Origin of the sequence: Pseudomonas boreofloridensis, assembly GCF_030580795.1 — a bacterium.
GTDB classification, from domain to species: domain Bacteria; phylum Pseudomonadota; class Gammaproteobacteria; order Pseudomonadales; family Pseudomonadaceae; genus Aquipseudomonas; species Aquipseudomonas boreofloridensis.
Genome location: NZ_JAUQOQ010000014.1, coordinates 37,192 through 60,719 on the forward strand (window position 1 = coordinate 37,192; position 23,528 = coordinate 60,719).

The 23,528-nt window shown below is 64.5% G+C and carries 16 protein-coding genes; 4 read left to right on the forward strand and 12 right to left on the reverse strand.

All coding sequences use genetic code 11. The features are described from left to right. Positions 1–109: 109 nt before the first annotated feature. The 9 genes from Q6A47_RS16715 to pilM all read right to left on the reverse strand — a co-directional run bounded on the left by Q6A47_RS16715 (position 110) and on the right by pilM (position 13,497). Complete coding sequence (locus tag Q6A47_RS16715; RefSeq protein ID WP_029614298.1) at positions 110–1,528, reverse strand: FAD-dependent oxidoreductase; 1,419 nt, start codon at positions 1,526–1,528, stop codon at positions 110–112. A gap of 122 nt (positions 1,529–1,650) precedes the next feature. Next, positions 1,651–6,096, reverse strand: a complete 4,446-nt coding sequence (gltB, locus tag Q6A47_RS16720) for a glutamate synthase large subunit (RefSeq protein ID WP_039582583.1) — start codon at positions 6,094–6,096, stop codon at positions 1,651–1,653. A gap of 371 nt (positions 6,097–6,467) precedes the next feature. Continuing rightward, positions 6,468–8,093 (reverse strand): AAA family ATPase, encoded by a 1,626-nt coding sequence (locus tag Q6A47_RS16725; RefSeq protein ID WP_029614299.1) that lies wholly within the window; start codon positions 8,091–8,093, stop codon positions 6,468–6,470. Continuing rightward, the gene (gene aroB, locus Q6A47_RS16730; RefSeq protein ID WP_116887365.1) at positions 8,090–9,205 is read right to left on the reverse strand and encodes a 3-dehydroquinate synthase; all 1,116 of its coding nucleotides are present in this window, start codon (positions 9,203–9,205) and stop codon (positions 8,090–8,092) included. The genes Q6A47_RS16725 and aroB overlap by 4 nt, the downstream gene beginning before the upstream one ends. A 95-nt stretch (positions 9,206–9,300) precedes the next feature. Next, on the reverse strand, positions 9,301–9,819 hold the full coding sequence (gene aroK / locus Q6A47_RS16735) for a shikimate kinase AroK (RefSeq protein WP_039582580.1): 519 nt from the start codon (positions 9,817–9,819) through the stop codon (positions 9,301–9,303). Positions 9,820–9,823: 4 nt separating this feature from the next. Beyond that, a complete protein-coding gene (locus Q6A47_RS16740) occupies positions 9,824–11,050 on the reverse strand; it encodes a type IV pilus secretin PilQ (RefSeq protein WP_304484887.1) in 1,227 nt (408 codons plus the stop codon). Further along, entirely contained in the window at positions 11,016–12,023 is a 1,008-nt protein-coding gene (locus Q6A47_RS16745) for a pilus assembly protein PilP (protein ID WP_304484846.1), read from the reverse strand. The genes Q6A47_RS16740 and Q6A47_RS16745 overlap by 35 nt, the downstream gene beginning before the upstream one ends. A 14-nt stretch (positions 12,024–12,037) precedes the next feature. Next, positions 12,038–12,571 carry a PilN domain-containing protein gene (locus tag Q6A47_RS16750; protein ID WP_304484847.1) on the reverse strand — a complete coding sequence of 178 codons (534 nt, stop codon included), beginning with the start codon at positions 12,569–12,571 and terminating at the stop codon, positions 12,038–12,040. Continuing rightward, the gene (gene pilM / locus Q6A47_RS16755) at positions 12,568–13,497 is read right to left on the reverse strand and encodes a type IV pilus biogenesis protein PilM (RefSeq protein ID WP_304484848.1); all 930 of its coding nucleotides are present in this window, start codon (positions 13,495–13,497) and stop codon (positions 12,568–12,570) included. The genes Q6A47_RS16750 and pilM overlap by 4 nt, the downstream gene beginning before the upstream one ends. Before the next feature lie 122 nt (positions 13,498–13,619). Here pilM and Q6A47_RS16760 point away from each other — a divergent pair, with 122 nt between their 5' ends. Next, positions 13,620–16,070 (forward strand): penicillin-binding protein 1A, encoded by a 2,451-nt coding sequence (locus Q6A47_RS16760; RefSeq protein ID WP_369811539.1) that lies wholly within the window; start codon positions 13,620–13,622, stop codon positions 16,068–16,070. Positions 16,071–16,176: 106 nt separating this feature from the next. Here the strand turns inward: Q6A47_RS16760 and Q6A47_RS16765 are convergent, their stop codons facing one another. Next, positions 16,177–17,445, reverse strand: a complete 1,269-nt coding sequence (locus tag Q6A47_RS16765) for a malic enzyme-like NAD(P)-binding protein (RefSeq protein WP_029614302.1) — start codon at positions 17,443–17,445, stop codon at positions 16,177–16,179. 324 nt (positions 17,446–17,769) lie between these two features. Beyond that, positions 17,770–17,985, reverse strand: coding sequence for a 50S ribosomal protein L31 (rpmE, locus tag Q6A47_RS16770; RefSeq protein WP_029614303.1), 216 nt, complete (start codon positions 17,983–17,985; stop codon positions 17,770–17,772). A 167-nt stretch (positions 17,986–18,152) separates the two neighbouring features. On the opposite strand from rpmE, the gene Q6A47_RS16775 reads away from it, so the two are divergent. The 3 genes from Q6A47_RS16775 (at position 18,153) to Q6A47_RS16785 (ending at position 23,005) form a co-directional block, all read left to right on the forward strand. Continuing rightward, complete coding sequence (locus Q6A47_RS16775; protein WP_116887361.1) at positions 18,153–20,372, forward strand: primosomal protein N'; 2,220 nt, start codon at positions 18,153–18,155, stop codon at positions 20,370–20,372. Positions 20,373–20,568: 196 nt separating this feature from the next. After that, entirely contained in the window at positions 20,569–22,305 is a 1,737-nt protein-coding gene (gene argS, locus Q6A47_RS16780; protein WP_039582572.1) for an arginine--tRNA ligase, read from the forward strand. Between the two features lies 1 nt (position 22,306). Further along, positions 22,307–23,005 carry an SPOR domain-containing protein gene (locus Q6A47_RS16785; RefSeq protein WP_039582571.1) on the forward strand — a complete coding sequence of 233 codons (699 nt, stop codon included), beginning with the start codon at positions 22,307–22,309 and terminating at the stop codon, positions 23,003–23,005. A 52-nt stretch (positions 23,006–23,057) separates the two neighbouring features. Here the strand turns inward: Q6A47_RS16785 and Q6A47_RS16790 are convergent, their stop codons facing one another. After that, on the reverse strand, positions 23,058–23,477 hold the full coding sequence (locus Q6A47_RS16790) for an NINE protein (protein ID WP_039582570.1): 420 nt from the start codon (positions 23,475–23,477) through the stop codon (positions 23,058–23,060). Positions 23,478–23,528 lie beyond the last annotated feature (51 nt).

A 23,528-nucleotide genomic window follows, 5' to 3' on the forward strand; every position in this document is an offset into this window, starting at 1 on the left:
CCAGCGCAAAAGGCACGGCTGCGGCCATGGCTTTTGTCTATTGGGTGCCGTGGGTCAAGGATTGTCGGGCGGGATAACGCCGGGGTCGAGTGGCGACCCCGGCGCTCGATCACACCTGCAGGTAGTCGAGGATGCCTTCGGCCGCCGTGCGGCCTTCGAAGATGGCCGTCACCACCAAGTCCGAACCGCGCACCATGTCGCCACCGGCGAAGATCTTCGGGTTGCTGGTCTGGTGCTTGAAGGCGGCCTTCTCCGGGGCCACCACGCGGCCCTGGCTGTCCATCTGGATGCCATGCTGCTCGAACCACGGCGCCGGGCTCGGACGGAAGCCGAAGGCGATCACCACGGCATCGGCCGGCAGGATCTGCTCGGAGCCGGGAATAGGCTCCGGACTGCGGCGACCGCGAGCATCCGGCTCGCCCAGGCGGGTTTCGACCACCTTGACGCCCTCGACCTTGCCGTCGCCGACGATGGCGATGGGCTGGCGGTTGTAGAGGAACTTCACGCCTTCTTCCTTGGCGTTCTTCACCTCTTTGCGCGAGCCTGGCATGTTGGCCTCGTCGCGGCGGTAGGCACAGGTCACCGACTTGGCGCCCTGGCGGATCGAGGTGCGGTTGCAGTCCATCGCCGTGTCGCCACCGCCGAGCACCACCACCTGCTTGCCCTGCATGTCGACGAAGTCTTCCGGCGACTTCTCGAAGCCCAGGTTACGGTTGACGTTGGCGATCAGGAAGTCCAGCGCGTCATGCACGCCCGGCAGGTCCTCGCCGGGGAAACCGCCCTTCATGTAGGTGTAGGTACCCATGCCCATGAACACGGCGTCGTAATCGGCGAGCAACTGCTCCAGGGTGATGTCCTTGCCCACTTCGGTGTTCAGGCGGAACTCGATGCCCATGCCGGTGAACACTTCGCGGCGGTTGCTCAGTACGCTCTTTTCCAGCTTGAACTCGGGAATGCCGAAGGTCAGCAAACCGCCGATTTCCGGGTTCTTGTCGAACACCACCGGGGTGACGCCAGCACGCACCAGCACATCGGCGCAGCCCAGCCCAGCCGGGCCGGCACCGATGATGGCGACGCGCTTGCCGGTCGGCTTGACCTTGGACATGTCCGGACGCCAGCCCATGGCGAAAGCGGTGTCGGTGATGTACTTCTCCACCGAGCCGATGGTCACCGCACCGAAACCGTCGTTCAGGGTGCAAGCGCCCTCGCACAGACGGTCCTGCGGGCAGACCCGGCCGCAGACTTCCGGCAGTGTATTGGTCTGGTGCGACAGCTCCGCCGCCGCCAGGATGTTGCCCTCGGACACCAGCTTCAACCAGTTGGGGATGAAGTTGTGCACCGGGCACTTCCACTCGCAATACGGGTTGCCGCAGCCCAGGCAGCGATGTGCCTGCTCCACGGACTGCTGCGGCTTGAAGGGCTCGTAGATTTCCACGAACTCCTTCTTGCGCTGGCGCAGCAGCTTCTTTTTCGGGTCCTTGCGGCCCACTTCGATGAACTGGAAGTCGTTGCTCAGACGTTCAGCCATTTTTCAAAACCTCTCAACAGCAGCTGCGAGCCAGAAGCTGCAAGCCGCAAAACGATCACGTAAGCCGGGCGAACCCCGTGCTGCTTCTGCTTGCAGCTGGGAGCTCGCCACTTGCAGCTGCTTTACTGCGGGTTGGCGCGGGTGCTGGACAGCAGTTGCTTGAGGTTGGCCGCCTTGGGCTTGACCAACCAGAAGCGCCGTACATAGTCGTCCAGGTTCTCGGAGAGCTCACGCCCCCACTCGCTGCCGGTCTCGTCCACGTATTCGCCCAGGACACGCGCCAGATGGCTGCGATAGGCCTCCATCGCCTCACCACTGATGCGCTGGATTTCCACCAGCTCGTGGTTGAGTTTGTCGACGAAGGTGTTGTCCAGGTCGAGCACGTAGGCGAAGCCGCCCGTCATGCCGGAGCCGAAGTTGTAACCGGTCTTGCCCAGGACGCAGACAAAGCCACCGGTCATGTATTCGCAGCAATGATCGCCCGTGCCCTCGACCACAGCGTGGGCGCCGGAGTTACGCACCGCGAAGCGCTCGCCTGCGGTGCCAGCGGCGAACAGCTTGCCGCCAGTGGCGCCGTACAGGCAGGTGTTGCCGACGATGGCGCTGTGCTGGGTTTCGAACGGACTGCCCGCCGGCGGTACGATGGTCAGCTTGCCACCGGTCATGCCTTTGCCGACGTAGTCGTTGGCATCGCCTTCCAGGTGCATGTTCAGGCCACCGGCGTTCCACACGCCGAAACTCTGCCCTGCGGTGCCCTTGAAGCGGAAGGTGACCGGCGTGGCCGCCATGCCCTGGTTGCCGTAGAGCTTGGCGATCTCACCGGAGATGCGCGCGCCGATGGAGCGGTCGCAGTTGCAGATGTCGAGGGCGAACTCGCCGCCGGCCTGGTCACGGATCGACGGCAGGGCCATGTCGACCATGCGCTCGGCCAACTCGCCTTTGTCGAACGGCGGGTTGCGGTCCACTTCGCAGAACTGTGGCTTGTCGGCCGGAATGTGCGAGCTGCCCAGCAGTGGCGTGAGGTCCAGGTGCTGTTGGCGCTCGGTGTCACCTGGCAGCACGTCGAGCAGGTCGGTACGCCCGATCAGCTCGCCGAGGCTGCTCACGCCCAGCTTGGCCAGCCACTCGCGGGTCTCTTCGGCGACGAAGGTGAAGAAGTTGATCACCATGTCGACGGTGCCGATGTAGTGGTCCTTGCGCAGCTTGTCGTTCTGGGTGGCCACGCCGGTGGCGCAGTTGTTCAGGTGACAGATGCGCAGGTACTTGCAGCCCAGGGCGATCATCGGCGCGGTGCCGAAGCCGAAGCTCTCGGCGCCGAGAATGGCGGCCTTGATCACGTCCAGGCCGGTTTTCAGGCCACCGTCGGTCTGCACCCGCACCTTGCCGCGCAGGTCGTTGCCGCGCAGGGTCTGGTGGGTCTCGGCCAGGCCCAGTTCCCACGGTGCGCCCGCGTACTTGATCGAGGTCAGCGGCGAGGCGCCGGTGCCACCGTCGTAACCGGAGATGGTGATCAGGTCGGCATAGGCCTTGGCCACGCCTGCCGCGATGGTACCGACACCCGCCTCGGCCACCAGCTTCACCGACACCAGCGCTTGTGGATTGACCTGCTTGAGGTCGTAGATCAACTGCGCGAGGTCTTCGATGGAGTAGATGTCGTGGTGCGGCGGTGGCGAGATCAAGGTGACGCCGGGCACGGCATAGCGCAGCTTGGCGATCAGGCCGTTGACCTTGCCGCCAGGCAACTGGCCGCCCTCGCCCGGCTTGGCGCCTTGGGCCACTTTGATCTGCAGCACTTCGGCGTTGACCAGGTACTCCGGGGTCACGCCAAAGCGGCCGGTGGCCACCTGCTTGATCTTCGAGCTCTTGAGCGTGCCATAGCGGGCCGGATCTTCGCCGCCCTCGCCGGAGTTGGAGCGAGCGCCCAGGCGGTTCATGGCCTCGGCCAGGGCCTCATGGGCCTCCGGCGACAGCGCACCGAGGGAGATGCCGGCGGAGTCGAAGCGCTTGAGGATGGCCTCGACCGGCTCCACCTGCTCCAGCGCCAGGGCCTGATCGGCCACCTTGACCTTGAGCAAGTCACGCAGCATCGACACCGGACGCTGGTCGACCAGCGCGGTGTACTCCTTGAACTTGCTGTAATCGCCTTGCTGCACGGCGGCCTGCAGGGTGTTGACCACGTCCGGGTTGTAGGCGTGGTACTCGCCGCCATGCACGAACTTGAGCAGGCCACCTTGCTGGATCGGCTTGCGCGCGCTCCAGGCTTCGGCCGCCAGCAGCTTCTGGTCGCTCTCCAAATCCTCGAAGCGCGCACCTTTGATGCGGCTGGACACGCCCTTGAAGCTCAGGCCGACCACCTCGTCCGACAGCCCCACGGCTTCGAACAGCTGGGCGCCACGGTACGAGGCGACGGTGGAGATGCCCATCTTCGAGAGGATCTTCAGCAGGCCTTTGGAAATGCCCTTGCGGTAGTACTTGAACACTTCGTCCAGATCGCCCAGCACTTCGCCGGTACGAATCAGGTCGGCCAGCACTTCGTACGCCAGGTACGGGTAGACGGCCGAGGCACCGAAGCCCAGCAGTACGGCGAAGTGGTGCGGGTCACGGGCGGTGGCGGTCTCCACCAGGATGTTGCTGTCGCAGCGCAGGCCTTGTTCGGTCAGGCGGTGGTGAACCGCCCCGACAGCCAGCGAAGCATGCACGGGCAACTTGCCTGGGGCGATGAAACGGTCGCTCAGCACCAGTTGCGTCTTGCCGCTGCGCACCGCTTCCTCGGCCTGGTCGGCGATGTTGCGAATGGCCGCTTCCAAGCCCAGGCCCTGCTCGTAGTTGAGGTCGATCAACTGACGGTCGAAGCCCTCGCGCTCCAGGTTCATCAGCGAGCGCCACTTGGCTGGCGAGATCACCGGCGAGCTGAGGATCACCCGCGAGGCGTGCTCGGGGGATTCCTGGAAGATGTTGCGCTCGGCGCCCAGGCAGATTTCCAGGGACATCACGATCGCTTCGCGCAGCGGATCGATCGGCGGGTTGGTCACCTGGGCGAACTGCTGGCGGAAGAAGTCGTACGGCGAGCGGACGCGCTGGGAGAGCACGGCCATCGGCGTGTCGTCGCCCATCGAACCGACTGCTTCCTGGCCCTGCTCGCCGAGCGGACGCAGCACCTGGTCACGCTCCTCGAAGGTGACCTGGAACATCTTCATGTACTGCTTGAGCTGGTCGGCGTCGTAGCTGGCCACGCCCTGGTCGTCGCTCAGGGTCGCCTGGATACGGGTAGCGTGCTGACGCAGCCAGCGCTTGTAGGGATGGCGCGACTTGAGGCGGTTGTCGATGGCGTCGGTATCGAGGATCTGACCGGTCTCGGTGTCCACGGCGAAGATCTGCCCCGGGCCGACACGACCTTTGGCGATGACGTCCTCCGGCTGGTAGTTCCACACGCCGATTTCCGAGGCCAGGGTGATGTAGCCGTTGCGTGTGGTCACCCAGCGCGCCGGGCGCAGGCCATTGCGGTCGAGCAGGCACACCGCGTGGCGGCCTTCGGTCATGACGATGCCGGCCGGACCGTCCCACGGCTCCATGTGCATGGAGTTGTATTCGTAGAAGGCGCGCAGGTCGGCGTCCATGGTCTCGACGTTCTGCCAGGCCGGCGGCACCAGCATGCGCACACCGCGGAACAGGTCGATACCACCGGTGACCATCAGCTCGAGCATGTTGTCCATGCTCGAGGAGTCGGAGCCGACCCGGTTGACCAGCGGGCCGAGCTCTTCCAGATCCGGGATCAGGTCGTTGGCGAACTTGGTGCGCCGGGCCATGGCCCAGTTGCGGTTACCGGTGATGGTGTTGATTTCGCCGTTGTGGGCGAGGAAGCGGAACGGCTGCGCCAGCGGCCACTTGGGCAAGGTGTTGGTGGAGAAACGCTGGTGGAAGACGCAGATCGCGGTCTTCAGGCGCTCGTCGCCGAGGTCTGGATAGAAGGCGGTGAGGTCCGCCGGCATCATCAGACCTTTGTAGATGATGGTCTTGTGCGAGAAGCTGCAGATGTAGTGGTCGGCGTCGTGGGCATTGGCCACGGACGAGCGGCGACGGGCACTGAACAGCTTGATGGCCATTTCCTGATCGGTCAGGCCTTCGCCGCCGATGAACACCTGCTCGATCTGCGGCAGGCGCTCCAGGGCCAGGCGGCCGAGCACGCGGGTATCGATCGGCACCTTGCGCCAACCGATCAGTTGCAGGCCAGCCTGGGTGATCTCGCGGTTCATGTTGGCCCGCGCGGCCTCGGCTTTCACCGGGTCTTGATTGAAGAACACCATGCCGACCGCGTACTGCTTGGGCAGCTCGACGGCGAAGTGTTCCCGGGCCACGGCGCGCAGGAACTGATCGGGCTTCTGCATCAGCAGGCCACAACCGTCACCGGTCTTGCCGTCTGCGTTGATCCCACCGCGGTGGGTCATGCAGGTCAGGGCCTCGACGGCAGTTTGCAGGAGGTGGTGGCTCGGCTCGCCCGTCATATGGGCGATCAGGCCAAAACCACAGTTGTCCTTGAATTCTTCGGGATGGTACAGACCTGTTTTCATAGACACATTCTCACCAGGTTCGCCTCTCAACCAAGGCAAATCTCTTTTTAGTACAACCACTTACCATCCACGCCGATCGAATGCCAGCTTTTTTGCGGGGGCAATGGGAAACCATTGTTGCACAGCGACGAAGCCGCCCACAAACAATAACGACGAATCGTTGAAAGTTTATGTCGCAATTTTGAATGTTTTTGCGTCACTCACCGTGTAATCGGGTGGACTTGAGTCTGAAGCGTTTCAGCGGTGACTGCAATCAGGCTTGTGGCCGGCAGTCTGGGACACGAAAGCCTGCCGCGCTCGTGCACAGCAGGCTATCGAGATTCCGGGATTCGCTCAGCAACTGGGCGGCGGGGTGGTGCCGCCCGGAAGGATCAGCGGGCCGTGGCCAGCTCTTGTTGAACGCTGCCGACGGTACGAGGCCAAGGTTTACCAGCCTGGACCTTCGCTGGCAAGTTCTTGATTGCAGCCGCTGCCGCGTCGCGGCTGGCGAAATTGCCGTAGGTGACCACGTAGAGGGGTTTGCCCTGCAGGTTTTTCTTGAAGTAGCGGTACTCGCCGCCCTGCTCGCGGACGAACGACTGGGCCGCCGACTCATTGCTGGTGCCGAATACCTGGACCACGTAGTTGCCGGCCTTCTGGCCGCTGTACCAACTGCTGTTACCCGCACCGCCGGTCGACTTCTCGACCGCTTTGGCCGCCGGCTTCGCCGTGGCGACCTGGGTCGGCGCCGCAGCCGGCTTGCTGGCAGGGGTGGCGGTTTTCGCCGGCTGCGTGGCAGCCGGTTTCTGCGCGGCGGCAGCCGGCTGGCTCGGTGCGCTGACAACCGGCTGGGCCGGCGTCGGCGCCGGACCTGCAGCGACACCTTGTGGCGGTGCAGTGGTGGTGACGGTCGGCGGCACCGCGGCCGAAGGCGCGGACGGCTGCAGTGCGGTGTTGCCCGCCGGACCACCCTCCTCACCATCCCCCATACCGGCCGCCTGGGCCAGCGGCTCACGCATCACCGGCTGCGACTGACCGACCAGCGGCAGCGGCATCGGTTGCGACGAACCGGAGAACTCCACCGTCGGACCGCCATTGCCCGACTGGCCCTGACCCAGTGGCAACTGAGCTTGGGCGGCAGGCGCCTCGGCTGGCGCCTTGTCGCTTTTCTTGGGCATCAGGACCGCCGCCGCAACGGCGACCACAACCACAGCAGACAGTGCGAGCACGTGTTTCTTAGGCATTTTGAACCCCATGGATGGTCGCTTCTCGGTACTGCGAGTGGCGATCATGGCTTCGATCAAGGTATCGCGGGCCACCTGATTGATGTTGCCCGGCCAACCGTCGGAGTTTTCGTGGATATCGGCGATCTGCTCGGCGCTGAACAGGTCCAGCCCCCGGCCAGCACCTTCAAGGCGTTGCTCCAGGTACTCGCGGGTTTCCTCTTCGCTGTAGGGGGCGAGCTCGATGATGTGGAAGCGTTCTTCCTCGGCACTGAGCTCGTCCAACCCGGCAATCAGCGAAGGCTCGCCGAACAGGAATACATGCGGGCGTCCTTCCGCAACGCCGGCCGCCAGTTCCAGCAACGCTTGGAGTGCTGACTCTTCGAGTTGTTCCGCATCGTCTACCAGCAGATACACCTCTTGCCCGGTCAGCGCCAACTGCACGACCTGGGAAAGAATGGCCTGTACCTGCGGCTGCGCGACTCCCAGCGCCTGGGCCACTTGGCCGAGCACACCGGCGGCATCGCTGGCGCCGCGCGCCGATACCACCACGCTCTGCACCGACTGCTTGTTGGTGCTGGCGACCAGTGCCTGGCGCAGCAAGGTCTTGCCGCTGCCATGGGGACCGGTCACCACCAGCATCAGGTGGCTGTAGCGTGCCAGATGATGCAACTGACCCAGCACCGGCTTGCGCTGGGCAGGAAAGAACTTGAAGCCGGGCACACGCGGCGCGAACGGATCGTGGCTCAACTGGTAGTGGTCGAGAAACGCCTCATCGGCATGCAAACTGGTCATTGCGCTGTCACAACCTCACGCTGGGCCACGATTGCGCGGTAGTCCGCCGCCAACGTGGCCTGAAGGATCTCTTTCGGATAGTCGTCGGTGATCACGGCTTCGCCCAACTGGCGCAACAGCACCAGGCGCAGGCGTCCGTCGAGCACCTTCTTGTCGACCGCCATATGTTCCATGAAATGCGCCGGGGTCATTTCCTCTGGAGGCACCACCGGCAGGCCTGCATCCTGCATCAGGCGAATTCCGCGATCACGCGCCGTCTGGTCGATCCAGCCCAGGCGCATGGACATCTCCAGGGCCATCACGGTCCCGGCAGCGACGGCCTCGCCATGCAACCATACCCCGTAACCCATGTGGGTTTCGATGGCGTGGCCGAAGGTGTGGCCGAGATTCAGGGTGGCACGCACGCCCGATTCGCGTTCGTCGGCACCGACGACCGCCGCTTTGGCCGCGCAGGAGCGGCGAATGGCTTCGGTGAGGGCAGTCGAGTCGAGTTGGCGCAGCGCGACCATGTTGTCTTCCAGCCAGCCGAGGAACGGCTCGTCGCAGATCAGACCGTACTTGATGACCTCGGCAAGCCCGGCCGACAGCTCGCGGGCCGGCAAGGTGCGCAGGCTGGTGGTGTCGATGAGCACTGCATTGGGCTGGTAGAACGCACCGACCATATTTTTGCCCAGCGGATGGTTGATGCCGGTCTTGCCACCCACCGAAGAGTCCACCTGGGACAGCAGCGTAGTCGGCACCTGGATGAAATCGACGCCGCGCTGATAACAGGCTGCAGCGAAGCCGGCCATGTCACCGATCACTCCGCCGCCGAGCGCCACCACCGTGGTGCGCCGATCATGCCGGGCGGTGAGCAGGGCGTCGAAGATCAACTGCAGGGTTTCCCAGTTCTTGTGGGCCTCGCCGTCGGGCAGTATCACCGGCAGCACCGACCAAGCCCCAAGGGTCTTGCTCAGGCGCTCGAGATACAGCGGCGCGACGGTTTCGTTGGAGACGATGGCGACCTGCCGTCCGGCAATATGCGGTGCCAGCAGCTCGGGCTGGTCCAACAGGCCCTCGCCAATGTAGATCGGGTAGCTGCGCTCGCCCAGATCGACCTTCAGTGTCTGCATGTATCCCCACAATGTGCTTGGGCGCGGCCTTGGCTGAGCGGCCTGCGCGTACGTTCAACCTCGACCCGGCGTTGGTCGCCGAGAATAGTCCCGGCTCAGCGGGGCGGCAACTGCTGCAGGCGCTCGAGAATGTCGATCACCACCATGCGCGGTGGCCGTTCGTCGGTTTCCACCACCAGGTCGGCGATCTCGCGATAGAGCGGGTCGCGCATCTCCAGCAGCGAGCGCAGCGTGGCTTCAGGATTGGCCGTGCGCAGCAACGGGCGATTGCGATCACGGGCGGTACGGCCCACCTGCTGCTCGACCGAGGCGTGCAGGTAGATGACCCGGCCGCCTTGGTGCAGGGCACGACGGTTGGCCTCGCGCATCACCGCGCCACCGCCTGTGGCGACCACCACGCCGTCGAGTTCGCACAACTCGGCGATCATCGCCTGCTCGCGATCGCGAAAGCCCGGCTCGCCTTCCCTGTCGAAGATCCACGGGATGTTGGCGCCGGTGCGCAGTTCGATTTCCTTGTCGGAATCCTTGAACAGCAGACGCAGCTCTTTGGCCAACAGGCGCCCGATGGTGCTCTTTCCGGCACCCATGGGCCCTACAAGTATCAAATTTCGCACAGAATCAACGACTCACAGCAATCGCCTGGTCATTCATGATACGCGGAGTCAGGAAGACCAGCAGCTCGGATTTTTTCTCTTGTAATGCATCGCGTCGAAACAGCCGTCCAACATACGGCAGATCGCCAAGAAATGGCACCTTGTCGACCACATTGCTGTTCGACGTCGAATACACGCCACCAATCACAATGGTCTGACCGTCGGCCACGCGCACCTTGGCGTTGACCTCGTTCTTGCGAATCGGCGGCACGTCGTTGAGGGCATTGGCGTAGTCGGGCTCGTCCTTGGTCACGCGCACCGCCATGATGACTTTGCCGTCAGGGGTGATTTGCGGGGTGACCTCCAATGAAAGCGAGGCCTCGCGGAACGACACCGAGGTGGCGCCACTCTTGCTCGACTGCTGGTACGGCACCTCGGTGCCCTTGAGGATGCGTGCGGTTTCCTTGTCGGCCGTGACCACCTTGGGCTGCGAGATGATCTCGCCATTCCCGCTCTTTTCCATGGCGCTGAGCTGCAAGTCGAGCAGCGCATCGCTGCCCACCAAGCCTAGACCGATGCCGGACGTGGCGGGCGAGGCGCCAAGGTCGACGAACAGTTCGCTGCCCGAGCGTCCCGGCGAGCCGCCATGCTTGGCGCCCCAGCGCACGCCGAGCACCTTCTCATAGTCGACGTTGGCCTCGACGATGCGCGCCTCGATCATCACCTGACGCACCGGCACGTCCAACTGCGCGATCAACTGCCGAAGTTCGGCCAGCCGCGCGGCGGACTGGACGGCGACGAGGGTGTTGGTGCGTGGATCCACGCTCAGCGTGGCGCGCGCATCCGCCGGGTCATCGAGGGCCAGGCTGGCCAGCAACAGCGGTGCCAGCGCGGACGCATCGGCATGGTGAACGGGCAGCAGTGCGCGCTGCAGCGGCTGCGACCGCGCCTCCAGCAGGCGGTCAGCCTGCGTCTCGCGCGTTTGCTCGGCAAGCTCGGCGGCAGGGGCGATCAGCAGTACATTACCCTGCTCGCGCCTGGCCAATCCGCGACTGCGCAGCACCAGGTCCAGCGCCTGGTCCCAGGGTACGTCCTGCAAGCGCAGCGTAACGTTGCCCTGGACCGTGTCGCTGGCCACCAGATTGACCCCTGCATAGTCGGCCAGCACCTGCAGCACCGCTCGCACCTCCACATCCTGGAAGTTCAGCGACAGCGGCTCACCTTTGTAGGCCGTCGTCGCCAGTGCCTGCATCGACGCCAAGAGCGCCCACAGACCGATCACCGCGTTTTGTCCAATCATCCGTGCTCCCTGCACTGCTGCCACGGCTCAACGTCAGATAGCTGGAGCGCTCCTGCCATGCTGCATCGTTGAACAACCGTTCCCTGATTTCGACTTGATCCGGATCGACCTTGACCACCTCGCCCTCTTCACGCCCCAGGTGATCCCCCTCAGCCACCCGATACACCCGCCCGGCCCAGCGCACCAAGGCGTGCGTGCTACCCGCGCGCGACAGGCTGCCGACCATCTCCAACTGCTCCAGCGGCACCCCGATCAAGCCTTCTTGCGCCCTGCGCCGTGTAGACCATGGGGCGAACGGGTCAAGCAGCGGCGCTGTGACGCGCTGCCGTGCCGGCTCATCGGCAAGCGAGGCCGGCGCCGGCAACTCCTCGCCGGCCTCCAACGCGTGCACTTGCAGGTGCAGATGCAGCAGCCCGGGCCGTTTTGTTGCAGGCTCCAGTTGCGCACGCACCACTTGCAGCAACCGCACCTGCTGCAGCCATTCGTCAAGCCAGGCGCGCAACCCGGCATAGCTGCCGCTGACCTGCATCTGCAGCGGAATCTGGCGGTACCCGACAGCCTGGACCTCTTGCCCGATATCGAGTTGCTCGAACAGCAGGCCGTGGGAGCGCCCCGTCAGCGCCAGTTGATCGAGCAAGTCGCTCATGCTCGCCCCACCCGACAAGCGCCAGCGCGCCTCCTGCAGTGTGTGCTGCTCCTGGATCAACGCCGCTTCGGCCGGGACCAGCCCCTCTGCCAGCGACTGTCGCGCTTGCAGTGCCTGCATCTGCTGCGCTTCGAGCAACGAGCCCTGGCGATAAGCAGCGCGCGTGTCGTGAACACGCAGCCAGTAGCCGCCGGCCAACACCAACAGCACCCCAAGCCCCACAGTGGCCGCGCGGGACACTGGCGAACGCGCAGCATCGTCCTGCCAGCGTGAGAGCACTGACCAGCGCATGATCAAGATGGCGAAACGCGAGCGATCAACAGGAATGCGTCCCCTGCAGCACGCCCAACGACTTGCTTGAGCTCAAGGTCGTGAACGACCGGTGATCGCTGCAAGTCGCGCATGAACTGAGCCAGCACGGCTGAAGACAGCGCCAGGCCGTTGACCTGCAGGCGCCCGTCTTGAAGATCGAGACGGGTCAATTGCATGCCTTGGGACATCGCCGCTTCCACCTCAGCGAGCAACTGCGGCATCTGGGCCTGCCCCGCGCGCAGCCCAGCGAGCGCCTGGACCTGTCCGCGCATATCCTCGCGCGCGGCATGCAGGCGCTGCACCTGTTGCACCCGCTCGTCCAGCACCTGGAGTTCGGCTTGGCGCAGCACACCGGCTTGCGCCTGCCGTTCGAGGCGCTGATGAGCCAGGCGGTCTACCAGCATCACCGCCACGAAGGCCGTGAACAGACTGCCCAGGAACACACACCGGAACCTGCGCAGCACGGCCAAGCGCTGGCGTTCGCGCCAGGGCAACAGATTCAGGCGCAGGCTCATGCGTCCACTCCCAACGCCAATGCCAGGGGCAGGGCCATCGCGCCGTGGTCCGCAGCAGGCATATCCTTGCGCACGTAGGCGGAGCAAATTGGTTGGCAAACGCGGCCTAGATGCTGCTCCAGCACCTGTAGCCAGTTCGACGTGGCCGCCGCACCGCCGACCATCAATCCCGCGGCGCTTTTTCCAAGCGCGGCGCTCGCGAGCAGGTCCTCGATGCGCTGCAGGTAAGCTGCCTGCGTGCAGCCATTGTCGAAGCGCTGCTCTACACGCACGCCCAGCGGGGCATCACCCCAGGTATGCAATGCCAGCCCGTCCGCCTCCAGCAGCAGCAAAGGCTGGCGATCCGCGCCCGGCTGCAACCGAGCCAGCGCGACGCTATCCACTTCAACGGCGACGACCTCAAGCCCCGCGTCCTCGAACGGCTGCAGCAGCGTTTCGACAAGGCTCTGGCGCGCCGCGCCTATGAGCACGTCGAGCGACTGGGAAGCCTGGGCCGTCGGGCCAAGCACCTGGAAGTCCATGGCCAGATCATCCAAAGGAAAAGGGAACAGATGCTCGGCATCGGCCAGCAGCCGCGCCTCGCGTTCAGCCTCAGGGACGGCCGACGGCAACTGCACCACCTTGCAGATCACCTGAGACCCCGGCATGGCCAGGGCGACTCTCCTGGCCCGGCCGCAACGGCGAGCAGCCTCGCGCAGCGCCTGCGCTATCGAATCGCCATCAGCGTTCAGCCGGGTTGCAGGTGCCACCACCTGATGAACCCAGGAACTCACCCTGCGTCGCCCTCGGGCGCCGCTCAACTGCAGCATTCGCACCGAATCGGACGTAATTTGCACACCCAACACTGAACCGCCATCCCTGCCAAAGCGTCCAAGCATCGCTATTCCCTTTTTGATGACCGGCATCCCATTGCCGGTCGAACCCATCGTCGCCTGCCCCGCCCGGTCGATGACCCGGAAGGGCGAAATGCTTATAATGCCCAGCGTTTTTGCCCGTCCGCCGGGCCTGCGTGCACTCCATTTATCAACCTGGACACCCCAAAGCCTTGATTCGCCTGCTGAAGTTCTTCTGGTGGTCTTTCGTCGCCGTCATCTGCGCGCTCGTACTCGGTCTGAGCGGGGCGTTTCTGTATCTTAGTCCCAGCCTGCCGTCGGTCGACTCGCTCAGAAGCATCCAGTTGCAGATACCGTTGAGGGTGTACAGCAGCGACGGCAAGTTGATTGCCGAGTTTGGCGAGATGCGGCGCTCTCCCATTCGATTCGCGGAAATTCCCCCGCAGTTCATCCAGGCACTTCTGTCAGCTGAAGACGACAATTTCCTCAACCATTACGGCGTCGATCCAAGCAGCCTGATGCGCGCTGCGACCCAACTGGTGAAATCCGGTCATATCCAGACTGGCGGCAGCACCATCACCATGCAGGTGGCCAAGAATTTCTTCCTCACCAGTGAACGCAGCTTCTCGCGCAAGACCAACGAAATCCTCCTGGCCCTGCAGATCGAACGCGAGCTGACCAAGGATGAAATCCTCGAGCTGTACGTGAACAAGATCTACCTGGGCAATCGTGCCTATGGCATCGATGCGGCAGCGCAGGTGTATTACGGCAAGTCGATCCGTGACGTCAGCCTGGCGCAAATGGCGATGATCGCCGGCCTGCCCAAGGCGCCGTCACGTTTCAACCCGCTGGCCAACCCGGTGCGCGCCAAAGAGCGCCGCGACTGGATCCTGGGGCGCATGTACAAGCTCGGCAAGATCGACCAGGCGAGCTATCAGGCCGCGCTCGCCGAGCCGCTGAACGCCAGCTATCACGTGCCGGCGCCGGAGGTGAATGCGCCGTTCGTCGCCGAAATGGCGCGGGCCGAAATGGTTGGCCGCTACGGCAGCGAGGCCTACACCGAAGGCTATCGCGTCACCACCACGGTCCCCAGCGATACCCAGGAGATCGCCAACAAGGCGGTGCTCAATGGCCTGACCGCCTACGACGAGCGCCACGGCTACCGTGGCCCCGAAGCGCGCTATCCGGGCAAGACGCGCAACGCCTGGCAGCAGGACCTGACCAAACAGCGCACCCTCGGCGGGCTGGAACCGGCCATCGTCACCCAGGTCGACAAGACTGGCCTGAAGGTACTGACCCGTGCCGGACAGGAAGAAGACGTGGCCTGGGACACCATGAAGTGGGCCCGGCCGTTCATCAACAGCAACGCCCAGGGCCGCTCGCCGCAGTCGCCGGCAGACGTGGCGCAGGTCGGCGACCTGATCCGTGTGCAGCGCCTGGATAACGGCACGCTCAAGTTCAGCCAGGTGCCGGGGGCGCAGAGCGCGCTGGTGACACTGAACCCGACCGACGGCGCGATTCAAGCGCTGGTCGGCGGCTTCTCGTTCGAGCAGAGCAACTACAACCGCGCCATGCAGGCCAAACGCCAGCCGGGTTCGAGCTTCAAACCGTTCGTCTACAGCGCCGCGCTGGACAACGGCTACACCGCCGCCAGCCTGGTGAACGACGCACCGATCGTGTTCGTCGACGAGTCCATCGACAAGGTCTGGCGTCCGAAAAACGACACCAACACCTTCCTCGGCCCGATCCGCATGCGTGAGGCGCTGTACAAGTCGCGCAACCTGGTGTCGATCCGCCTGCTGCAAGCCATGGGCGTCGATCGCACCATCGACTACATCGCCAAGTTCGGTTTCAACAAGCAGGACCTGCCGCGCAACCTGTCGCTGGCCTTGGGCACCGCAACGCTCACGCCGATGGAGATCGCCACCGGCTGGAGCACCTTCGCCAACGGCGGCTACAAGATCAACCCGTACCTGATCGAGCGTATCGAGAGCCGTAGCGGCGAGACCCTGTTCACCGCCAATCCGGCGCGGGTACCGCAAGGCCAGCAGGATCAGGCCGGCATCGCTGCACCGGAAGCGCCGATCACTACTCTCGCGCAGCCGGGTACCGCGCCGTCGGCGCTGGGCCAGATCGCCCCGCCGCCACTGACGCCGGTGGTGGCCGAGCGGATCATCGACGGTCGTACCACCTATATCCTCACCAGCATGCTGCAGGACGTGATCAAGCGCGGCACTGGCCGACGCGCCTTGGCCCTGGGCCGCAGCGACCTGGCGGGCAAGACCGGTACCACCAACGAATCCAAGGATGCTTGGTTCTCCGGTTACAACGCCGACTACATGACCACCGTCTGGGTCGGCTTCGATCAGCCGGAGACCTTGGGTCGTCGCGAGTATGGGGGCACCGTCGCGCTGCCGATCTGGATGGACTTCATGGGCCCGGCGCTCAAGGGCAAGCCCGAGCATCCGCCAGCCGAGCCTGAGGGCATTCTCAGCCTGCGGGTCGATCCGGTGAGCGGCCGTGCGGCGACGCCAAGCACGCCGAATGCCTACTTCGAGCTGTTCAAGGCTGAAGACTCGCCACCTTCCGGTGACGAACTGGGCAATGGCGTAGCACCGGGCAGCCCGCTCCCGGCCGATGAATCGGCGCCGATGGACCTGTTCTAAGCGCCGCCCATCCTCTGTCGAGGCGGCGCAGCGCCGCTTCTGCAGGACGCCCACAAAAAAGCCCCGACGCTCACGCGCCGGGGCTTTTCAATGACGCGGCGGCCGATCAGCCGTTGAACACGTCATCCACGCTCTTGAGCGGGTAGTGCTTCGGATACGGCAGGGTGGCCACACCCGACTCGATGGCTGCCTTGGCCACCGCGTCAGAAACGACGGTGATCAGGCGCGCGTCCAGCGGCTTCGGAATGATGTACTCACGGCCGAACTCCAGACCCTCGACGCCGTAGGCTTCGCACACTTCCTTCGGCACAGGCAGCTTGGCCAGATCCTTCAGGGCGACGGCGGCAGCGATCTTCATCTCTTCGTTGATGCGCTTGGCGCGCACGTCCAGGGCGCCACGGAAGATGAACGGGAAGCCCAGCACGTTGTTGACCTGGTTCGGGTAGTCAGAACGACCGGTGGCCATGATCACGTCATTGCGGGTGGCGTGCGCCAGCTCAGGGGCGATTTCCGGATCCGGGTTCGAGCAGGCGAACACGATCGGGTTGGCCGCCATCGACTTCAAGCCTTCGGCGCTCAGCAGGTTCGGGCCGGACAGACCCACGAACACGTCAGCACCGTCCAGGGCATCGGCCAGGGTGCGCTTGTCGGTGGCGTGGGCGAACTGGGCCTTGTACTGGTTCAGGTCGTCGCGACCGGCATGGATCACGCCGTTGCGGTCGATCATGAAGATGTTCTCGACCTTGGCACCCATGCTGACCAGCAGCTTCATGCAGGAGATGGCCGCAGCGCCGGCGCCCAGGCAGACGATCTTCGCGTCTTCCAGGGTTTTACCTGCGATTTCCAGGGCGTTGATCATGCCCGCAGCGGTCACGATGGCGGTGCCATGCTGGTCGTCGTGGAAGACCGGAATGTCGCACTGCTCGATCAGCGTGCGCTCGATCTCGAAGCACTCAGGCGCCTTGATGTCTTCGAGGTTGATGCCGCCGAAGGTGATGGAGATGCGGCGAACGGTGTCGATGAAGGCCTGTGGGCTTTCCGATTCAACTTCGATGTCGAACACGTCGATGCCCGCGAAACGCTTGAACAGAACGCCCTTGCCTTCCATGACCGGCTTGGAGGCCAGCGGGCCAAGGTCGCCCAGGCCCAGGATGGCGGTGCCGTCGGAAATCACCGCGACCAGGTTGCCCTTGCCGGTGTATTTGTAGGCCAGCTCTGGATCACGGCCAATTTCGCGGACCGGCTCGGCAACGCCTGGGCTGTAGGCCAGGGCGAGGTCGCGGGCGGTGGCGGTTGGCTTGGAAAGTTCCACGCTCAGTTTCCCCGGGCGAGGTTGAGCGTGGTATTCGAGAGCGGCGGTTTTCAAATCTGACATGGTGGGCATTCCGCTTGTTTACTGTTCTGACGGACCGCCGAGGATACGCAAAGAGTCCGGGAGCGACAAGACTGCCCGGTCACACCTGTCAAGGCCGGTGGCCTACGACTTTACGCTACACCTGACGGGGCTGGCGAAATCGAGTGTGTACAATCCACGCACATAGTGTCTACAACTATTTTCTCTGACTACCTTCTCCCCATGCTCCCACACCCTGCACCTCACCCCCGCCTTACCTGCCAAACGGCAGATACAAAAAAGGCGCCCACAAGGGGCGCCTTCTTTTGCAGCATCGCGAAGCCAGAGGCCTCGCCAGGTGCATGATTACTTCTTGGTACCGAACATACCGAAGCGGTCGGCGAACTTCTGTACGCGACCACCGGTGTCCAGGACTTTCTGCTTGCCAGTGTAGAACGGGTGGCACTGGGAGCAGACGTCGATCGCCAGCGGCTTGGCCAGGGTCGAACGGGTTTCGAATTTGCTGCCGCAGCTGCAGGTGACTGCAACTACTTCGTAGTTCGGATGAATATCGGCTTTCATGGTCACTTCCTCGAGCTGCGTGCCGCCACCCAACACCTATTGTTGAATACCGCACGTAATTAGGCGGCAAATAATACCAGAGCCCGGAGGCAGCGCAAGTGGTCGCTTGCACCGGCTGTCGTCTGCTAGGCTCGCCGACTCATCCCCTTCCCACGAAGACCTCCCGCGTGCCCGACGTCATCCTGCGCCTTGCCCTGCCCTCGCCCTTGCGTCGCCTGTTCGACTATCGGGCGCCGGCCGCCATGGCCCGCCAGACACTGACCCCGGGCATGCGCATCCGCGTGCCGTTCGGACGCCGCGAGATGATTGGCGTGCTGGTGGAAGTCTGCGCGCAGAGCGAAGTGCCCGCCGACAAGCTCAAGCCGGCCAGCGAGCTGCTCGATCCGGTGTCGCCGCTGCCGCCTGAGCTGTTCAAGCTGTGCCTGTGGACCGCCCACTATTATCAGCACAGTCTGGGCGACACCCTCAGTTGGGCACTGCCGGTGCTGCTGCGCCAGGGCGAGGCGGCCGAAGCCCGGCAGGAGCGCTTTTGGCACGTCGCGCCGGGCGCGCGACTCGACGACCCGCGCATCGCCCGCGCCCCGCGCCAGAAAGAGGCCCTGCAGACCCTCGCCCAGCATCCCCATGGCGTGGCCCACAGCCTGCTGAGCAAGCTGGCGCTGAACAAGGACAGCCTCGACCTGCTGCTGGCCAAGGAGCTGGTGCAGGTCGAGGTGCGCCGCCACCTGCCACCGCCGCGCCACGAGCATTGGCTGGCGCAGCCGGAGCTGCCACTCAACGATGAACAGCGGGCGGCGTTCGAAGCCGTGCGTTCGGGCTTTGGCAGCTACCATGCCTTCCTGCTCGCCGGGGTCACCGGCAGTGGCAAGACCGAGGTCTACCTGCAACTGATCCGCGAAACCCTGGAGGCCGGGAAACAGGCCTTGATCCTGATTCCCGAGATCAATCTCGGCCCGCAGACCCTGGCGCGCTTCGAGCAGCGCTTCAACGCGCGCATCGCGCTGCTGCACTCGGCGGTCAACGATCGCGAGCGCCTGGACGCCTGGCTGGCGGCCCGCGACGGCGAGGCGGACATCATCATCGGCACCCGCTCGGCGCTGTTCACGCCCATGAAGCGACCCGGCCTGATCATCATCGACGAAGAGCACGACGGCTCCTACAAACAGCAGGAAGGCCTGCGCTATCACGCCCGCGACCTGGCAGTGGTGCGCGCGCACCAGGACAACATTCCCATTCTGCTGGGCTCGGCCACGCCCTCGCTGGAAAGCTTGCACAACGCCCACACCGGCCGCTACGGCCTGTTGCGTATGAACCAGCGCGCCGGCGGTGCCAAGCCGCCGCGCTTCATGCGTCTGGATGTGCGCAGCCTGCCGTTGGACAGCGGCATCAGCGGGCCCTTGCAACAGGCCATCGGCCAGACCCTGGCGGCCGGCCAGCAGGTGCTGGTGTTCCTCAACCGCCGCGGCTTCGCCCCGACCTTGCTGTGCCACGACTGCGGCTGGCTGTCGGAGTGCCCGCGCTGCGATGCGCGCATGACCGTGCACCAGCGCTCCGGCGTGCTGCGCTGCCATCACTGCGGCTACGACGAGCGTCTGCCGCTGCAATGCCCCCAGTGCGCGCATGTCGACCTGCGGCCAGTCGGCGCCGGCACCGAGCGTGCCGAAGAGCGCCTGAAAACGCTGTTCCCCGACTACCCGGTGCTGCGCGTGGACCGCGACAGCACCTCGCGCAAGGACGCCATGCAGCAGTTGTTCAGCACCATCCAGCGCGGCCAGCCGAGCATCCTGGTCGGCACCCAGATGCTCGCCAAAGGCCACCATTTCCCCCGGGTGACGCTGGTGGCGATTCTCGATGCCGACGGTGGCCTGTTCTCCGGCGACTTCCGCGCCAGCGAACGCATGGCGCAGTTGATCGTGCAGGTGGCTGGCCGCGCCGGTCGCGCCGAGGAACCGGGCAAGGTGATCGTGCAGACCCATCTGGCCGAGCACCCGCTATTGGTACAGCTCACCGAGCAAGGCTATTTCGCCTTCGCCGAACAGGCCTTGAGCGAACGCCGCGCCGCCGGCCTGCCGCCGTTCTCACACTTGGCGCTGCTGCGCGCCGAAGCGCACAAGCCGGGCCAGGCCGAAGCCTTCCTCGACGAAGCCTGCGCCGCCGCCGAACGCCTGCAGACCGAGATGGCGCTGCCAGGCATCGAGCTGCTGGGCCCGGTGCCCGCCCCCATGGAGCGCCGCGCTGGCCGCTTCCGCGCCCAGTTGCTGATCCAGGCCAGCGCCCGCGCCCCACTGCACCGGCTGATCGCCGCCTGGCTGCTGGTAGTCGAGCAACTGCCCTCGGGCCGCCAAGTACGCTGGTCGCTCGACGTCGACCCCGTCGACCTTTATTGAGCTGCAAGCTGCAAGCTGCAAGCGACAGGTTCGGGCCCGCGCAGTCACCGCACACCTCTTGCCGCTTGCAGCTTGCCACTTGCCGCTCATCACTTGCCGCTGTGCTTGAGCCTTAAGGCTCAAGCACGGATAATGTCCAGTTTTTCCACCTGCGCATCGAAGCGCTCGCCGCGTTTGCGGTCGAAACGAGAACCCGATGAAAGACACCATTCGCCAGCTGATCCAGCAAGCTCTCGCCCAACTCGTCACCGACGGTGTGCTGCCTGAAGGGTTGTCGCCATCGATTCAGGTGGAGAACGCCCGCGACAAGACCCATGGCGACTTCGCCAGCAACATCGCCATGATGCTGGCCAAGCCTGCGGGCATGAAGCCTCGCGACCTCGCCGACAAGCTGATCGCGGCGCTGCCGGCCAGCGCCGACATCAGCAAGGTCGAGATCGCCGGTCCCGGGTTCCTCAACTTCTTCCAGAACACTGACGCCCTGGCCCAGCGCCTGGACGCGGCGCTGGCCGACGACCACTTGGGCGTACGCAAAGCCGGCACCGCCGAAAAGGTGGTCGTCGACCTGTCGGCGCCCAACCTGGCCAAAGAGATGCACGTCGGCCACCTGCGCTCGACCATCATCGGTGACAGCGTCGCCCGCGTGCTCGAGTTCCTCGGCGACACGGTGATCCGCCAGAACCACGTGGGCGACTGGGGCACCCAGTTCGGCATGCTGCTGGCCTACCTGCAGGAAAACCCGATCACCAGCGAAGCGCTGTCGGACCTGGAAAACTTCTACCGCGCCGCGAAGAAACGCTTCGACGAGTCCGAGGAATTCGCCACCCGCGCCCGGGGCCTGGTGGTCAAGCTGCAGGCCGGCGATCCTGAGTGCCTGGCGCTGTGGACGCGCTTCAAGGACATCTCGCTGTCGCACTGCCAGAAAACCTACGAGCTGCTCAACGTCAAACTGACCATGGCCGACGTGATGGGCGAAAGTGCCTACAACGACGACCTGGCACCGGTCGTGGCCGACCTCAAGGCCTCGGGCCTGCTGGTCGAGAGCCAGGGCGCCCAGTGCGTGTTCCTCGAAGAGTTCAAGAACACCGAAGGCGAGCCGCTGCCGGTGATCGTGCAGAAGGCCGATGGCGGCTACCTCTACGCCACCACCGACCTGGCGGCGGTACGCTACCGCAGCAACGTGCTGCACGCCGATCGCGCGCTGTACTTCGTCGACCAACGCCAGGCGCTGCACTTCAACCAAGTGTTCGAGGTCGCCCGCCGCGCCGGCTTCGTCGGCCACCCGATGAAAATGGAGCACATGGGCTTCGGCACCATGAACGGCGCCGATGGCCGTCCGTTCAAGACCCGCGACGGCGGCACCGTGAAGCTGATCGACCTGCTGAGCGAAGCCAAGGACCGCGCCTACGCCCTGGTCAAGGAAAAGAACCCGAGCCTGGCCGAAGACGAACTGCGGCGCATCGCCGAAGTGGTCGGCATCGGCGCAGTGAAGTACGCGGACCTGTCCAAGCACCGTACCAGTGACTACAGCTTCAACTTCGAACTGATGCTCAACTTCGAAGGCAATACCGCGCCTTACCTGCTGTACGCCTACACCCGCGTGGCCGGTGTGTTCCGCAAGCTGGGCAAGGGCTTCGAGCAGGTCGAAGGCGATATCGTGCTGCAGGCGGCTCACGAGCAGGACCTGGCCGCGCGCCTGGCGCAATTCGGCGAAGTGCTCAACAACGTCGCCGACAAAGGCACGCCACACGTGCTGTGTAGCTACCTCTACGACCTGGCGGGTCTGTTCTCCAGTTTCTACGAGAACTGCCCGATCCTCGCCGCCGACACCGCCGAGCAGCAACAAAGCCGCTTGCGGCTTGCGGCGCTGACCGGCCGTACCCTCAAACAGGGCCTGGAACTGCTTGGCCTGGAAACCCTGGAGCGTATGTAAGTTGGCTGCCAAGAAGAAACCTGCGCCCAAGCGCGGCGCCAGTCGCCATCAGCCACCTGCGAAACAGCCGATTCCGGGCTGGGTGTGGCTGGCGATCGGCCTCACCGTGGGTGCGTTCGTGGTGTTCCTGATGAAACTCGAGCCGGGCGGCGACGACATCAAGCGTGCCAAGCCTGAACAGCAGAAGCCGGCCAAGGTCGCCGAAGCCGCCAAGGGCACCACTCCCACCACGCCTCAGCCGATCAAGCCGAAGTACGATTTCTACACCCTGCTGCCGGAATCGGAAGTGATCGTGCCGCCTGAAGCGGTGCCGGAGAAGACGCCGCCAGTGCCGGCGCAGCCCACCACGCCGGTCACCCCGGCAGAAGCGGCGAAGATCGACACCGCCCGTGCCCAGGCCGCGCTGCTGGGTCAGACGCCGCCGCCCGCACCACCGGTGATCAAGCCGGCAGCGACCACCCTGTACTTCCTGCAGGCGGGCTCGTTCCGCAAGGAGGCCGACGCCGACAAGGTACGGGCGCAGATCATCCTGCTGGGGCAGGTGGTGAAAGTGGAGTCCGGTACGGTGAAAGACGAGACCTGGTACCGGGTACTGGTCGGACCGTTCAGCAACCGCGAACAGCTGACCGTTGCACAGAAACAATTGGCCGGCGCCGGCTTCAGCAACCTGCTGTTGCAGCAGCGCCAGACACGCCAGTAAAGAAAAGGCCTTGCCGCACTGCGACAAGGCCTTTTTTTCTAAAGCGCGCCTTTCAGGGACGTTCGCGGTTGACCGTGGATATCTGGGTGTTCAGCGTCCAGAAGTCATACAGCACACCGACCAGGAACAGGCCCCCGGTGAAGAAGTAGATGATCGCGCTGATCCATTTGCCCTGGTACAGCCGATGGATACCGAAGATGCCCAGGAAGGTCAGCAGCACCCAGGCCACCGTGTAGTTCACCCGGCCCGACTGGAAGCGCATGTCGGCTTCGCGGTCCATCGACGGAATCAGGAACAGGTCGATCAGCCAACCGATGCCCAGCAGACCGAGGGTCAGGAACCAGATCGTGCCGGTGATGGGCTTGCCGTAATAGAAGCGGTGCGAGCCGGTGAAGCCGAAAATCCACAGCAGATAGCCAATCACCTTGCTGTGCGTGTCGTGCAGCGGCGCACCCTGTTGATACGTATTCATGCATTGTCCTCGTGGGATAGCCGAAAATTTTCTAAGAAAAAATGTGACTTT

Coding starts and splice junctions, on each gene's coding strand:
- Q6A47_RS16715 (WP_029614298.1), bottom strand. CDS start 1,528: ATGGCTGAACGTCTGAGCAACGACTTCCAGTTCATCGAAGTGGGCCGC.
- gltB (WP_039582583.1), bottom strand. CDS start 6,096: ATGAAAACAGGTCTGTACCATCCCGAAGAATTCAAGGACAACTGTGGT.
- Q6A47_RS16725 (WP_029614299.1), bottom strand. CDS start 8,093: ATGACCAGTTTGCATGCCGATGAGGCGTTTCTCGACCACTACCAGTTG.
- aroB (WP_116887365.1), bottom strand. CDS start 9,205: ATGCAGACACTGAAGGTCGATCTGGGCGAGCGCAGCTACCCGATCTAC.
- Q6A47_RS16740 (WP_304484887.1), bottom strand. CDS start 11,050: ATGCAGGCACTGGCGACGACGGCCTACAAAGGTGAGCCGCTGTCGCTG.
- Q6A47_RS16750 (WP_304484847.1), bottom strand. CDS start 12,571: ATGAGCCTGCGCCTGAATCTGTTGCCCTGGCGCGAACGCCAGCGCTTG.
- pilM (WP_304484848.1), bottom strand. CDS start 13,497: ATGGGTTCGACCGGCAATGGGATGCCGGTCATCAAAAAGGGAATAGCG.
- Q6A47_RS16765 (WP_029614302.1), bottom strand. CDS start 17,445: ATGTCAGATTTGAAAACCGCCGCTCTCGAATACCACGCTCAACCTCGC.
- rpmE (WP_029614303.1), bottom strand. CDS start 17,985: ATGAAAGCCGATATTCATCCGAACTACGAAGTAGTTGCAGTCACCTGC.
- argS (WP_039582572.1), top strand. CDS start 20,569: ATGAAAGACACCATTCGCCAGCTGATCCAGCAAGCTCTCGCCCAACTC.
- Q6A47_RS16790 (WP_039582570.1), bottom strand. CDS start 23,477: ATGAATACGTATCAACAGGGTGCGCCGCTGCACGACACGCACAGCAAG.